At 66.3% G+C, this 13,088-nt stretch carries 14 protein-coding genes; 10 read left to right on the top strand and 4 right to left on the bottom strand.

What is annotated here, in order from left to right; translation table 11 throughout:
* Positions 1-6: 6 nt before the first annotated feature.
* Positions 7-2,502, bottom strand: coding sequence for a TonB-dependent receptor (locus ACP7AI_RS04280; RefSeq protein ID WP_426164469.1), 2,496 nt, complete (start codon positions 2,500-2,502; stop codon positions 7-9).
* Between the two features lie 238 nt (positions 2,503-2,740).
* On the opposite strand from ACP7AI_RS04280, the gene ACP7AI_RS04275 reads away from it, so the two are divergent.
* From ACP7AI_RS04275 to ACP7AI_RS04260, 4 genes are read left to right on the top strand one after another with little or no spacing between them, the layout of a single operon-like run.
* On the top strand, positions 2,741-3,304 hold the full coding sequence (locus tag ACP7AI_RS04275; RefSeq protein ID WP_426164467.1) for a GNAT family N-acetyltransferase: 564 nt from the start codon (positions 2,741-2,743) through the stop codon (positions 3,302-3,304).
* 49 nt (positions 3,305-3,353) lie between these two features.
* Entirely contained in the window at positions 3,354-4,346 is a 993-nt protein-coding gene (locus ACP7AI_RS04270) for a phosphotransferase family protein (protein WP_426164465.1), read from the top strand.
* Positions 4,346-4,714: a DUF6285 domain-containing protein gene (locus ACP7AI_RS04265; RefSeq protein ID WP_426164463.1), complete on the top strand. Its 369-nt coding sequence runs from the start codon at positions 4,346-4,348 to the stop codon at positions 4,712-4,714. The genes ACP7AI_RS04270 and ACP7AI_RS04265 overlap by 1 nt, the downstream gene beginning before the upstream one ends.
* Positions 4,711-5,706, top strand: coding sequence for a proline iminopeptidase-family hydrolase (locus ACP7AI_RS04260; protein WP_426164461.1), 996 nt, complete (start codon positions 4,711-4,713; stop codon positions 5,704-5,706). The genes ACP7AI_RS04265 and ACP7AI_RS04260 overlap by 4 nt, the downstream gene beginning before the upstream one ends.
* Before the next feature lie 162 nt (positions 5,707-5,868).
* Here the strand turns inward: ACP7AI_RS04260 and ACP7AI_RS04255 are convergent, their stop codons facing one another.
* Together ACP7AI_RS04255 and ACP7AI_RS04250 are read right to left on the bottom strand one after the other, a co-directional pair.
* Positions 5,869-6,309, bottom strand: coding sequence for a cupin domain-containing protein (locus tag ACP7AI_RS04255; RefSeq protein ID WP_426164459.1), 441 nt, complete (start codon positions 6,307-6,309; stop codon positions 5,869-5,871).
* Complete coding sequence (locus ACP7AI_RS04250; protein ID WP_426164456.1) at positions 6,309-7,553, bottom strand: cytochrome P450; 1,245 nt, start codon at positions 7,551-7,553, stop codon at positions 6,309-6,311. The genes ACP7AI_RS04255 and ACP7AI_RS04250 overlap by 1 nt, the downstream gene beginning before the upstream one ends.
* A 92-nt stretch (positions 7,554-7,645) precedes the next feature.
* Here ACP7AI_RS04250 and ACP7AI_RS04245 point away from each other — a divergent pair, with 92 nt between their 5' ends.
* The 6 genes from ACP7AI_RS04245 to ACP7AI_RS04220 all read left to right on the top strand — a co-directional run bounded on the left by ACP7AI_RS04245 (position 7,646) and on the right by ACP7AI_RS04220 (position 12,370).
* Positions 7,646-8,080 carry a DUF1330 domain-containing protein gene (locus ACP7AI_RS04245; protein WP_426164454.1) on the top strand — a complete coding sequence of 145 codons (435 nt, stop codon included), beginning with the start codon at positions 7,646-7,648 and terminating at the stop codon, positions 8,078-8,080.
* Positions 8,081-8,179: 99 nt separating this feature from the next.
* Positions 8,180-8,584 (top strand): succinate dehydrogenase, cytochrome b556 subunit, encoded by a 405-nt coding sequence (gene sdhC, locus ACP7AI_RS04240; RefSeq protein WP_426164452.1) that lies wholly within the window; start codon positions 8,180-8,182, stop codon positions 8,582-8,584.
* Between the two features lie 2 nt (positions 8,585-8,586).
* On the top strand, positions 8,587-8,967 hold the full coding sequence (sdhD, locus tag ACP7AI_RS04235; protein WP_426164450.1) for a succinate dehydrogenase, hydrophobic membrane anchor protein: 381 nt from the start codon (positions 8,587-8,589) through the stop codon (positions 8,965-8,967).
* A complete protein-coding gene (gene sdhA, locus ACP7AI_RS04230; RefSeq protein WP_426164448.1) occupies positions 8,967-10,754 on the top strand; it encodes a succinate dehydrogenase flavoprotein subunit in 1,788 nt (595 codons plus the stop codon). The genes sdhD and sdhA overlap by 1 nt, the downstream gene beginning before the upstream one ends.
* Complete coding sequence (locus ACP7AI_RS04225; protein WP_426164446.1) at positions 10,754-11,566, top strand: hypothetical protein; 813 nt, start codon at positions 10,754-10,756, stop codon at positions 11,564-11,566. Before sdhA ends, ACP7AI_RS04225 begins: the two co-directional genes overlap by 1 nt.
* Before the next feature lie 18 nt (positions 11,567-11,584).
* Positions 11,585-12,370: a succinate dehydrogenase iron-sulfur subunit gene (locus ACP7AI_RS04220; protein WP_426164443.1), complete on the top strand. Its 786-nt coding sequence runs from the start codon at positions 11,585-11,587 to the stop codon at positions 12,368-12,370.
* 77 nt (positions 12,371-12,447) lie between these two features.
* Here the strand turns inward: ACP7AI_RS04220 and ACP7AI_RS04215 are convergent, their stop codons facing one another.
* Complete coding sequence (locus tag ACP7AI_RS04215; protein WP_426164440.1) at positions 12,448-13,086, bottom strand: O-methyltransferase; 639 nt, start codon at positions 13,084-13,086, stop codon at positions 12,448-12,450.
* Between the last annotated feature and the right edge of the window lie 2 nt (positions 13,087-13,088).

The raw sequence follows: 13,088 nt of genomic DNA, 5'->3' as shown, positions 1-13,088 counted from the left end.
TTGTCATCAGAAGCGATAGCGGATGCTGCCGCCATAGGTGCGCGGCAGGTTGCGATACCCCGACAGGCTGCCGGCCTGCGCCACCGACGGGAAGATGGTGGTCAGATAGGCGGCATCGGTCAGGTTGCGACCCCAGGCGGTGACTTCCAGGCCCTTGCCGAGGCCGAGCGTGACCGAGGCGTTGAGCGATTCGGTCTCGCGGGTGTAGGTCGGGGCGCCCTGGGCGATCGCCACCTTGCTCTCGTGGTTGAAGTCGGCGTGGAAGATCAGGCGCGCCGATTCCGACAGCTCGGCGGTGTAGGTGGCGCCGACGGCAACGGTGAACTTGGGGATGCCGGCGGGTGTCTCGCCGCTCAGGTCGGTCGGCTGGGTCCCGAAGGTCGGGGTCAGCGCGGTGCCGCCGGTGAAGCTGTCGAACTTGGGATCGAGATAGGTCAGCGACGCCGTGACGTTCAGCGCCTTGACCGGCGTGAAGCTGGTGTCGATCTCGACGCCGAAGGTCGACTGCTTCTCGGCGTTGCCGAGGACGAAGCCGGTGCCGGTGAAGATATTGCCCTGGAAGCCTTCCAGCGACTGCTTGAACACGGCGAGGTTGAAGGCGAAGCCGGTGTACTGGCCCTTGATGCCGATTTCATAGACTTCGGCATTTTCCGGGTCGGCAAAGCGCGTGCCGGTGGTCAGGTTGGGCTTGCCGAGACCGGCGGCGAGGATCGCCGGCAGGTTGGCGGCGGTCGGCCGGCTGTCGCGCGACAGGTTGAACGACGACGCCTTGAAGCCGGTCGCATAGGTTGCATAGGCGTTGATGTTGTCGCTGGCCTTGTAGGCGACGCGCAGCGTGTACGACAGGTCGTTGTCGCTGGTCTTGCCGTCCTCGACTGCGTTGGGGAAGTTCACGAACTGCGGCAGGAACTGCAGCGCGCGCAGGCCGAGGAGCGGGTTGAACTGCGGGTTGCCCGCCACTGCGGCGGGGATGCCGAGCCGGACGCCGGCGTTGACGAGGTCGATCGACGAGAAGACGTCGGTGCTGGTGACGTCGCTGACGACGGTCTTGCGGTCGCGGGTGTAGTTGAAGCCGGCGGTCAGCGTGAGCCGGTCGGTGACGTCATAATCGACCTGGCCGAACACCGAGATGGCACGGTTGCGATAGTCGTAATTCTCGAACACACCCTGTCCGGCGGCGCCGAAGCTGCCGGCGGGGGCGAAGCCGAGGCGCTCGAGCACCGTATAGGCCGGCCCCGGGTCCAGGCCGACACCGGCCGGAACATTGCCGGCGAGCAGGCTGGCATAGTTGCGGAAATCACGGCCGAGCGTGAGCGTCGGGCTGAAATCGATATTCTCGCGGAAGTAGAAGGCGCCGAGCAGGAAGTTGACCGGACCGTCGAAGTTCGAGGCGATGCGGGCCTCGGCGGTATAGGTGTCGATCTTGGTTTCGGCGCTGTTGCGACCGATCAGGTCGGCGCTGGTGAAATCCGAATCCTGGTTGGTGTAGCTGCGGACGCCGCGATAGGCGCCGATCAGCGTCAGGTCGAAAGCGCCGGCGCGCCAGTCGGCCTGGGCCGAGACGCCATAGTTTTCGATCTCGTTGTCGGAATCGAAATTGGTCGTGCTGGTCAGCGCCAGCGGGTTGCGGCTGTCGATCTTGCCACCGAGGCCACGGACGGCAGCGCCGGTCGGGCCATCGACGATGTTGACGACGGCGCAGCAATTTTCGTCGATCTTGTCATAGTCGGCGATGATGCGGAGCTTGAAATCATCGCTCGGCTTCAGCAGCAGCTGGCCGCGGACACCCCAGCGATCACGCTCGTTGAATTCCGAACCCGAGGCCAGGTCGGTGACATAGCCGTCGCGCTTGTTGACGTTGCCGGCCAGGCTGAACGCCACCTTGTCGGTGATCGGCCCGCTGATGCTGGCACGACCGATGATGGCGTTGTAATTGCCGTAGGACACTTCGCCCGAGCCGCCGAAATCGAACTGCGGCTCGCGGGTGACGATGGAGATGATGCCGGCGCTGGCGTTCTTGCCGAACAGCGTCGACTGCGGCCCGCGCAGCACTTCGACACGCTCCAGGTTGGGCAGGTCGCCGATCTGGGCGGCGGAGCGCGAGCGATAGACGCCGTCGATGAAGACGCCGACCGAAGGCTCGATGCCCGGATTGTTGGCGCCGTTGCCGAAGCCGCGAATGATGAAGTTGGTGTTGGCCGAGCTTTGCAGCTGCGAGACGCGAAGCGACGGGACCAGCGTCTGCAGGTCGATCAGGTCGCGGACCTGCGAGCGTTCGATGGCGGCGCCGGTGGTGACGGCGACCGAAATCGGCGTGTCCTGCAGCGTGGCGGCGCGCTTGGACGCGGTGACGACGATGATGCCTTCGTCGTCATCGGCGGCGGTATCGGTGACAGCGGCCGACGTCGTCGGGGCGGTCTGGGCCGTGGCCGCCGACGCGAGGCTGGTGGCGGCAATGGACGCGAGCAGGCCCGCCTTGAACGCGGGGGTACGGAACAGCATTGATAGACCTTCCCAAGGAGCTTGGTTGCATGAGATGCCGCAGTGAACCTGCGAACGGTAACGAAACGAAGGGCGTCCGGGACGGACGCGCCGACGCGACGGCTGGCGGCGCTCTGCATCAAAACGTTCCGGTACACAACAAACTGTTAAGGACGGGCAGTGTCTCTGTCGGCGGGTGCGGCACTTAAGCCACAGTTTATCGAATGACTTGCCGGCGGCACCGGCCTATCGGCAGGGCATGACGGCGCGGCGACAAGGAAAACGGGTATTGCAGGATCGTGGCTGGGTATTGGAAACGCCGCGGTTGACCGTCAGGCCGATGCAGATATCCGACGCCGACGATTATCACCGCATCCGCGGCCTGATGCCGTTCGATCCGCAGAGCCGCAGCCTCGATGAAAGCCGGGCGCTGGTCGCGGCGATGGTGACCCGCCCGGCCGTCGATGCCGAAGGCTGGGGGCAATTCGCGGTCATCGATCGGGCGTCTGGGGTGCTCGTCGGCGACCTGGGGGTCAATTTCGACACGCCGCGGGCGCGCCAGGCGGAGCTGGGCTTTGCCATGGATCCCGCCTGGCGCCGGCAGGGGCTGGCCGTGGAGGCGGCCGGCGCGATGGTCGACGCGCTGTTCCGCAGCGGCCGGACGCGGGTGACGGCGCTGACCGATGCCCGCAACATCGCGGCCCAGCGCCTGCTCGCCCGGCTCGGCTTTCGCATCGAGGGCCGCTTCGTCGACAGCTGGCAGGATGGCGACCAGTGGTACGACGAGCTGTCCTATGCCCGGCTGGCGTCGGAACACCGCTGACGAATATCGCCGGTTTGCCCGGGCGGCAGGGCCCGCTAGGGTCGCCCCGATGACCATGATTGCCCCCGATGCCGTTACCGCCCTGCTGTCGCGGGTGGCCGACGATGTCGGCATCGTTGCCGTCACGGCGCTGTCGGGCGGGGCGGCATCGGCGACCTATGCCGTCGATGCGACGCGGGGCGGCGCGGCCTGGCCGCTGATCCTGCAATGCGCCGCGGCCGGTGAAGTGGCGGAAGGCAGCCTGCCCAAGGCCGACCAGGCGGCGCTGCAGATGCTGGCCGGGCGCCACGGCATCCCGGTGGCGCCGGTGGTGGCGGTGCTGGAGCCGGGCGACGGGCTGGGCGCGGGCTTCGTCATGGCGCGGATCGAGGGCGAGGCGCTGGCGCCGCGCTGGTTGAAGCTGCCGGATTATGCCGCGGCGCGGGCGGCGATGACGGGGCAGTGCGCCGCGGTGCTGGCGCGGCTGCACGCGATTCCGCTGGCGAATGTGGCCGACCTGGCCTTGCCCGGCGGCGGGATCGAGGCGGCGCGGCAGCGGATGTTCGACCATTATCGCAGCTTCGGCGTCGCCTCGCCGGTGTTCGACCTGGCCTTTGCCTGGCTGGCGGAGCGCTGCGGCGATGCGGCGCCGGCGGCGATCGTCCATGGCGACTTCCGCAGCGGTAATTTCATCGTCGACGAACAGGGCCTGGCGGCGGTGCTCGACTGGGAACTGGCGCATCTCGGGGAGGGAGCGGAGGACCTTGGCTGGCTGTGCGCCAACGCCTGGCGGTTCGGGGTCTGGCAGAATCCGGTGGGCGGGTTCGGGCAGCGCGAGGCGCTTTACGATGCCTATGCGGCCGCCGGAGGCGCGCGCATCGACCGCGGGCGGGCGCATATGTGGGAGGTGTGGGGCACGCTGCGCTGGGGGCTGTCGTGCCTGCAACTGGGCAACGACCATGTCAGCGGGCGTGTGCCGTCGGTGGAGCGGGCGGCGATCGGCCGGCGGACGTCGGAAGTCGAGCTCGATTTGCTGCATCTGATCAAGTTTGGAGACATCTGATGGCCGAACAGATCGAGGCGCAGGCGCTGGTCGAGGCGGTGGCGGCGTTTCTCGGCACCATCGAGGGCCGATTGAGCGGGCGCGAGGCGTTCCATGCCAAGGTGGCGGCCAACGCGCTGGGCATCGTGGCGCGTGAACTGGCGCAGCAGCCGCGGGCGGCGGAGGTGGCGGCGCTGTCGGCTTTCCTGGGCCATGACGCCGGCGTCGATGCGCTCAGGGCCGAAATCTGCGGCCGGTTGCGCGCCGGCCAGTTGACGCCGGAGACGCCGGGGCTGCTCGACGCGCTGCTGGCGGCGACCTTGGCCAAGGTGGCGGTCGACAATCCGCGCTATTCGACGTTCCGGCGGTTGTCCGGGGGTGGCAAATGATGACGCGGCGGGCGGTGCTGGCGGGGGCGGCGGCGCTGGCGGCGGGCCCGGGGTTTGCGCGGCCGGGGGTGGAAATCGCGGGGATCCGGCTGGAACCCGACCATGAGGCGATGGTCGCGGTGCCGGGCGGGCGTATCTACGTGCGGGTCAACGGCGACCTCAAGGGGCCGCGGCCGCCGCTGGTGATGATCCATGGCGGGCCGGGCAGCGCGCACTGGTATTATCTGAATGCCACCGCGATGGCGGGGGAGCGGGCGATCATCCTGTACGACCAGCTCGATTGCGGGCGATCGGACGCGCCCGACGACCCGGCAAACTGGCAATTGCCGCGCTTTCTCGACGAGCTTGACGCCATTCGGGCGCATTTCGGCGTGGCGCGCTGGCATGTGCTGGGCGGCAGTTGGGGCGGGACGGTCGCTCTGGAGTATGCGGCGCGCGTGTTTCGGGATGCGCCGGACACGTTGGCGAGCGTGATTTTGCAGTCGCCACTGGTGTCGACGCCGTTGTGGCTGCGCGACGCGGGCGTGCTGAAGGCTGGAATGCCGCCGAAGATCCGCGATCTGCTCGACCGCTGCGACGTGCCGGGGGCGGTGCCGCAGGCGGAGTGCGATGCCGCGACCGATGCCTTTTATGCCCGCCATGTGCACCTGGCGGAGCCGACGCCGACGATTGCGGCCTACAAGGCGGCGTTGCCGCGCAGTTTCAGCAGCGGAATCTACAATCATATGTGGGGCCGGGCGGAGTTCACGGCGACGGGAACGCTCAAGGATTATGACGGTACGCCGCTGCTGCAGTCGCTGGACGGGCGCCGCACGCTGTTCGTGGCGGGGGCGCAGGACGAGGCGATCCCCGCGACGGTGGCGGGGTTTGCCGCGGCGGTGCCGGGTGGCGCGACGTTCCGCGAGGTGCCCGATGCCGCGCATTCGGTGATGAACGACAATCCGGGCGCGTATCTGGCGGTGCTGGGGCCGTGGCTGGCGGCGCACGATTGAGGCTGGGACGCGCTGAACCACCACCGTCATGCTGGCGAACGCCAGCTTCCACTGCGCCGCGGGGGGCGGCGTGGCGGGTTTTCGGGGCGTTTGCGCCGTGGTTTCGGAGGCCGGCGCCTGGTCATCGGTGATGCCGGCGTGCGCCAGCATGACGGGGAGGGGTCAGGGCTTGGCAGTGAAACCCGTGGATTCCGACCAGAACATGTCGATATCGGGGTAATGGCATTGGTCCGCCGCGGGGAAATCGGTGCCGATCGCGACGAAAACGGCGGGTGCCGGGCTGCGGTTCTGCAGATGATGGCCGTTGGGTTCCCCCGCCTTGAACGTTGCGATGTCGCCGGCGTGGAGCAAGGTCTCGCCGCCGTCCTCGACCAGCACCGCTACGCCCGACAGCATAACCACCATCTCGTCCTCCGCCGTGTGCCAGTGGCGCTGGCTCGACCAGCCGCCCGGGGCAAGGGTGACGAGGTTGGCGCCGAACTGGGTCAGGCCGCCGGCGGCCGCGACGGCACGCCAGCTGCGGCCGGCGACGGCATCGCGATAGGGCGGCAGGTAGCCCGAGCCGGTGTTGACCGGCAGCGCCGCGATATCGACCTTCGGCATCAGTGCCTTTCGATGACGACCGGCAGCTTCTTGTAGCCGTGGACGAACGACTGGGCGACATACTCGGGCTCGCCGGTCACCCGCACCGTCATCTTTCGCTTGAGCATTTCCTCGATCAGGATCTGGATCTGCAATTCGGCAAGGCGCGCGCCGACGCAGCGGTGGACGCCGAAGCCGAAGGCCAGGTGGCGCCGGGCATTGGGCCGCGCGATGTCGAGCCGCTCGGCATCGGGGAACACGCTCTCGTCGCGGTTGCCCGAAATGTACCACATGACGACCTTGTCGCCCTTTTTCATCGCGTGGCCATTCAACTCGGTATCTTCGACGCAGGTGCGCCGCATGTGCGACAGCGGTGTCTGCCAGCGGATGATTTCGGGCACGGCGGCGGGGATCTTGCCGTGGTCGGCGACCAGTTTCTGCCATTCGCCGGGATATTGGTGGAAGGCGTGGACCATCCCCGACATCGAATTGCGAGTGGTATCGTTGCCGCCGACGATGAGCAGGATGAGATTGCCCATCCGCTCATTATATTCCATGTCGCCCATCGCATCGGAATGCGCCATCAGCGAGACGAGATCGCCGCTCGGCGGCAGCGCCTTGCGTTCGGCGAACAGGCGATCGAAATAATCGGTCATGTCGCGCAGATGCTGCTGGCGGATGTCCTTGGTCGCCGGATTCAGCGCCGCCTCGATGTCGCCGCCCCAGTCCGACCACAGGGTCAGCTTGCGCCGGTCCGCCCAGGGGAAATCGAACAGGATCGCCAGCATCTGCGTGGTCAGCTCGACCGAGACGGTGTCCACCCAGTCGAATTCGGTGTCATAGGGCAGGGTGTCGAGCAGTTCCGCCGTCCGCGCCCGCACGCTTTCCGCCATGCGGGCGATTTCGGACGGGCCGAAGCTCGGCGTGATGACGCGGCGCTGCTCGCCATGCCGGGGCCGGTCCATGGCGATGAACTGGACCAGATTATATTCGCCCAGCATGTCGACGACGGTGATGCCGCCAAAGACATGGCTGCTGGAAAAAATGTCGGGCCGCGCCTCGACCGCCTGTATGTCGGCGTGGTTGCTGATCGACCAATAGGGGCCGAACGGGCTGTCGGCGGTATAGTGGATCGGCGCCTCGGCGCGCAGCCGGGCGAACCAGGGCCGCCAGCTGTCGGTGGCGTAGATCGTCGGATCGGTCACATCGATATCGCGCAGCGGCATGGTGTCTGCCGTGTCGTGCGCCCGCAATTGCGTCGCCATCGTGCCAGTCTCCCCAAAAGAAACCATGCCGATCATGCGCCGGCTTGTGGCAGATGCTACGCTCGAAAAGGCAACGATGCGAGTCTATCGAAATGACCAATGTCGACCGGACGATCGACCGCAGCATCGACCCGACCGCCGACCAGGTGCGGGCGCTGCGCGACCATGGCAGCGACGGCGCGGTGGTGATGCTCAACCTGCTGAAATTCCGCGATCGCGCCGACTATCCGGACGCTGCCGGCATGGCGTCATGCTCGGGTGCGGAGGCCTATGACCGCTACCAGCACGCCTTTACCGTGACGGTCGCCGCGATCAGCCAGGCCGAGGTGCTGTACGATGGCCCCGTCGAGCAGGTGTTCATCGGCATGGCCGGCACGCCCGAGACCGACTGGGACAAGGTGCTGATCGTCCGCTATCCGACGCGCCGCCATTTCCTCGCGATGATGGCCGATGCGGCCTACCGCGAGGCGCTGGTCCACCGCTATGCCGGGCTGGCGCGGACGGTGCTGCTGCAGTGCGGCGGATAGCGCTTGCGATGAACGGTTGCGCTGGGCGGCTGAACGCTTAAAACGGCGCCAATCCGGCCTGGTCGGAAAAAAGTCGCAGCTTTCAGCACAGGTGACCCCATGGCCGGCCGTCCGACCGCTCCACGCCCGCTTTCGCCGCATATGACCATCTGGAAATGGCAGGTGCATGCGATCGTGTCGATCCTGCACCGCATCACCGGCAATGCCATGGCGCTAGGCGCGGTCGTGCTGTTCCTGTGGTGGCTGATCGCCGCGGCGACGGGGCCGGAGGCCTATCGCATCTTCATGGCCGTGGCGACCGGCTGGTTCGGTATCCTGGTCGCGATCGGTTTCAGCTGGGTGTTCTTCCAGCACCTCTGCTCGGGCATCCGCCATCTGGTCATGGATACCGGCCAGGGGCTGGAGATCACCGCAAGCAAGACGCTGGCGCGCGGCACCATTGTCGCCGCGATTGCGCTGACCGTCATCCTCTGGGTCGGCATCTATCTGTACAAGGGCTTTTGACCATGGGCGCCGGAACCGAACTCGGCCGGGTACGCGGCCTGGGCGCCGCCAGGAACGGCGTGCATCACTGGTGGCTGCAGCGGGTGACCGCGGCCGGCAACATCATCCTGATGTTGTGGTTCATCTTCTCGCTGGCCCGGCTGCCGTCGCTCGATCATTCGGCGGTGGTGGTGTGGCTGCGGCAGCCTGTCGCTGCGGTGCCGATGCTGCTGCTCATCGTCTCGGTTTTCTGGCACTTCCGCCTTGGCGTGCAGGTGATGCTGGAAGATTACGTCCATGGCGCCGCGCGCGTGCTGGCCCTGCTGGCACTGAATTTCTACGCGTTGGCGGGGGCGGCAGCGGCCGTTTTCGCCGTTCTCAAGATTGCGCTCGGAGCGGCATGATGGCGGCAAGCTACCAGATTATCGACCATGTCTATGATGCGGTGGTCGTCGGCGCCGGCGGATCGGGGCTGCGCGCCGCAATGGGCATCGCCGAGGCCGGGCTGAAGACCGCCTGCATCACCAAGGTGTTCCCGACGCGCAGCCACACCGTCGCGGCGCAGGGCGGGATCGCGGCGTCGCTGGGCAACATGGGGCCGGACCACTGGACCTGGCACATGTACGACACCGTCAAGGGGTCGGACTGGCTCGGTGACCAGGACGCCATCGAATATCTGTGCCGCGAGGCGCCCGCCGCTGTTTACGAGCTCGAGCATTTCGGCGTGCCGTTCAGCCGGACCGAGGCGGGGCGCATCTACCAGCGGCCGTTCGGCGGCATGATGCAGAACATGGGCAATGGCCCGCCGGCGCAGCGCACCTGCGCCGCCGCCGATCGCACCGGCCATGCCATGCTGCACGCGCTGTACCAGCAGAGCCTGAAATACGCGACGGACTTCTACATCGAATATTTCGCCATCGACCTCATCATGGTGAACGGTGAGTGCAGGGGCGTCATCGCCATCAACATGGATGACGGCAGTATCCACCGCTTCCGCAGCCACAAGACCGTGCTGGCGACGGGCGGCTATGGCCGCTGCTATTTCTCCGCCACCAGCGCACACACGTCGACCGGTGACGGCGGCGGCATGGCGATCCGCGCCGGCGTGCCGATGCAGGACATGGAGTTCGTGCAATTCCACCCGACCGGCATCTATGGCGCCGGCGTGCTGATCACCGAAGGCGCGCGCGGAGAGGGCGGCTACCTGACCAATGCCCAGGGTGAACGCTTCATGGAACGCTATGCGCCGTCGGCGAAGGACCTCGCCTCGCGCGATGTCGTCAGCCGTTCGATGGCGATGGAGATTCGCGAAGGCCGCGGTGTCGGCAAGGAGGGGGATCATATCCACCTTCACCTCAACCATATCGATCCTGCCGTGCTGCACGAGCGCCTGCCCGGCATTTCGGAGACCGCCAAGGTCTTTGCCGGCGTCGATGTGACGAAGGAGCCGATCCCGGTAACCCCCACGGTTCATTACAACATGGGCGGCATCCCGACCAATTACCACGGCGAAGTCGTGACGCTGAAGGACGGCGATCCGGATTCGGTCGTGCCCGGGCTGTTCGCTGTCGGCGAGGCGGCGTGCGTTTCGGTGCATGGCGCCAATCGGCTCGGCTCCAACAGCCTGATCGACCTCGTCGTCTTCGGCCGTGCGACGGCGCATCGCATCGGCGAGACGCTGAAGCCCGGCACCGCCCATGCGCCGCTGGCCAGGGACAGCGCCGACATGGCACTGGGTCGGCTCGACGGCTTCCGGCATTCCAGGGGTGGTTCGGGCACCTCCGAAGTGCGGCTGGCGATGCAGAAGACGATGCAGTCGAACGCTGCGGTGTTCCGCACGTCGGAGATCCTCGACGAGGGCACCCGCAAGATCGACGCCGTCTATCAGCGCATGGCCGATATCGGCATCCAGGATCGTTCACTGGTGTTCAACACCGACCTGATCGAGACGATGGAACTCGACAACATGATCGGCCAGGCCGTGCTGACCATGCACATGGCCCAGGCGCGGCACGAAAGCCGCGGCGCGCACATGCACGAGGACTTCCCCAACCGCGACGACGACAAGTTCATGAAGCATTCGCTGGGCTGGTTCCGCGACGGCTCCGTGGAGCTCGCCCAGCGGCCGGTGCACACCTACACGCTCACCGACGAGATCGAGTATATCAAGCCCAAGGCCCGCGTTTACTGATGGCGCGGCTGCTGGACCTGGACAAGCTTGTTTCCCGGGCCGGCGCCTTCAGCCTGACGGTGTCGCTGATCTCGTACAGCTTTTCGGCCGGCAAGATCTCGGTGTTCGGGCCGCGGTTGCAGTCGTTCTTCTCGTTTCCCGACCTGGCGTTCAATTTCAGCGCCCTGACGCGGGCGACGGTGACGGTGCTGTCGGTGGTGCTGGTGCTGCAGGTCGGCGCCTGGCTCGCCGGGCATCTGGTGCAAGCCTATCCCGGCGCGACGGGGCAGTTGCAGCGGTTGCTGGGCCCGGCCTTTGGCCTGCGGGGCACGATCCTGTTCAGTATTCCCCTCACACTCATCATCTATTTCGTCTGGCGCCCATTCATCGACAATGAATATGACAACGAATACCGCATCATGTTCCATATCCTGCTGCCGCTGTTCGGGCTGGCGACATGGTTCAGCCTGGGGCGCTATCTCAACGGCAGTGCCGACGGCTATGTGGTGATGACGACGATGATCCCGGCGATCCTGATCTTTGCGTTCTTCGTCGGGCGCTTTGAATCGATCGCCCAGGTGTCATGCTATGAATATGACGACCGCGCCGACCGCCGCTATTTCGTCGACAGCTATGTCGACGGCAAATGGAAGCCTGATGGCGAGGGCTACAAGGTCATCGTCGCGTCCTCCAGCCGGGCGCTGCTGTTTCGCCGGCTGCCGACGCGCGATGCCTATATACGGCTCTGGGACTATGCCCAGGACCGCTCACTGATGCGTTATCTGATCAAGGACGGCGCGCTGAACTCACTGCCCTGCCGCGCCACCAGCTGAAAAGAGTAAGGTAAGACCATGGCTGAATTCTCCCTGCCCGCGAACAGCAAGATCGGTGCCTCGGGCAAGCGCTATCCGGCGCCGGCCGGTGCGAAGAACACCCGCAGTTTCAAGATCTACCGCTGGAACCCCGACGATGGCGCCAACCCGCGCTATGACACCTATGAACTCGACCTCGACAGCACCGGGCCGATGGTCCTCGACGCGCTGATCAAGATCAAGTCGGAGGTCGATTCGACGCTGACCTTCCGCCGCTCGTGCCGCGAAGGCATTTGCGGTTCATGCTCGATGAACATCGACGGCACCAACACGCTGGCGTGCACCCAGGCCATCGCCGACATCAAGGGCGAGGTTGGCATCCTGCCGCTGCCGCACATGGAGGTCGTCAAGGACCTGGTACCCGATTTCAAACACTTCTATGCGCAATATGCGTCGATCAAGCCCTGGCTGCAGACCGTCACGCCGACACCGTCGGGGGAAGAGCGACTGCAGTCTGTGGAGGATCGCGGCAAGCTCGACGGCCTGTACGAATGCATCCTGTGCGCCTGCTGCTCGACGGCGTGTCCGAGCTATTGGTGGAACAGCGACAAATTCCTGGGCCCGGCGATCCTGCTGCAGGCCTATCGCTGGCTGGCCGACAGCCGCGACGAGATGACCGGCGAGCGGCTCGACCAGCTCGAGGATCCGTTCCGGCTGTATCGCTGCCATACGATCATGAACTGCGCCAATGTCTGCCCCAAGGGTCTGAATCCCGCCAAGGCGATCGCGGAGATCAAGCTGATGATGATCGAGCGGCAGGGCTGAGGGCACAATTTACTGATGGGTGCTCGGGGGCGGTCCGGGCGGGATGACACTTCGCGATTATGCGCTCGCGCTACCCATTACCGCACGCGCGCCACGATAATTCCGTCCCAGCCCTTGGCACCGGCCAGTTGCAGCGCCGTCGCCTCCACCCGCGGATCGACCTTAAGTGCGGCGAACAGCGCGACCGTGCCCAGCGCTTTTTCATCCAGCGGGGCCAGAATATCGCCGCCGCGCACGACATTGTCGACGATGATCAGCGTGCCGGGCCGCCCCAGCCGCACGGCATGATCGAAATAGACGGCGTTGTTCTGCTTGTCGGCGTCGATGAAGACCAGGTCATAGGGTCCGGCCAGGTCCGACAGCACGTCGAGAGCGGCGCCGCGGTGGAGGGTGATGCGGTCGGCGAGCCCGGCGGCGGCGAAGTTCGCCGTGGCGACATCGGCATGGCCGGCATCGATCTCGATGGTGTCGAGATGGCCGCCGTCCGCGAGGCCGCGCGCAAGCCAGAGGGTCGAATAACCGGCCAGCGTACCGATTTCCAGGATGCGGTGGGCGCCGACGAGCCTTGCCAGCAGGTACAGGAACTTGCCCTGCGGTGCCGACACGTTGATGGCCGGCAGGCCGGCGGCATCGGCGCGGGCCAGCGCCGCTGCGAGCACATCATCGTCGCCGCCCAGATGGGCGAGCAGGAAATCGTCGACGGCGGCGAAATCCATGG

Source organism: Sandarakinorhabdus sp. DWP1-3-1 (assembly GCF_049896705.1).
Lineage (GTDB): Bacteria > Pseudomonadota > Alphaproteobacteria > Sphingomonadales > Sphingomonadaceae > Sandarakinorhabdus.
Note: the sequence above shows the minus strand (reverse complement) of the source record. Positions and strands in the feature narration are given on the sequence as shown.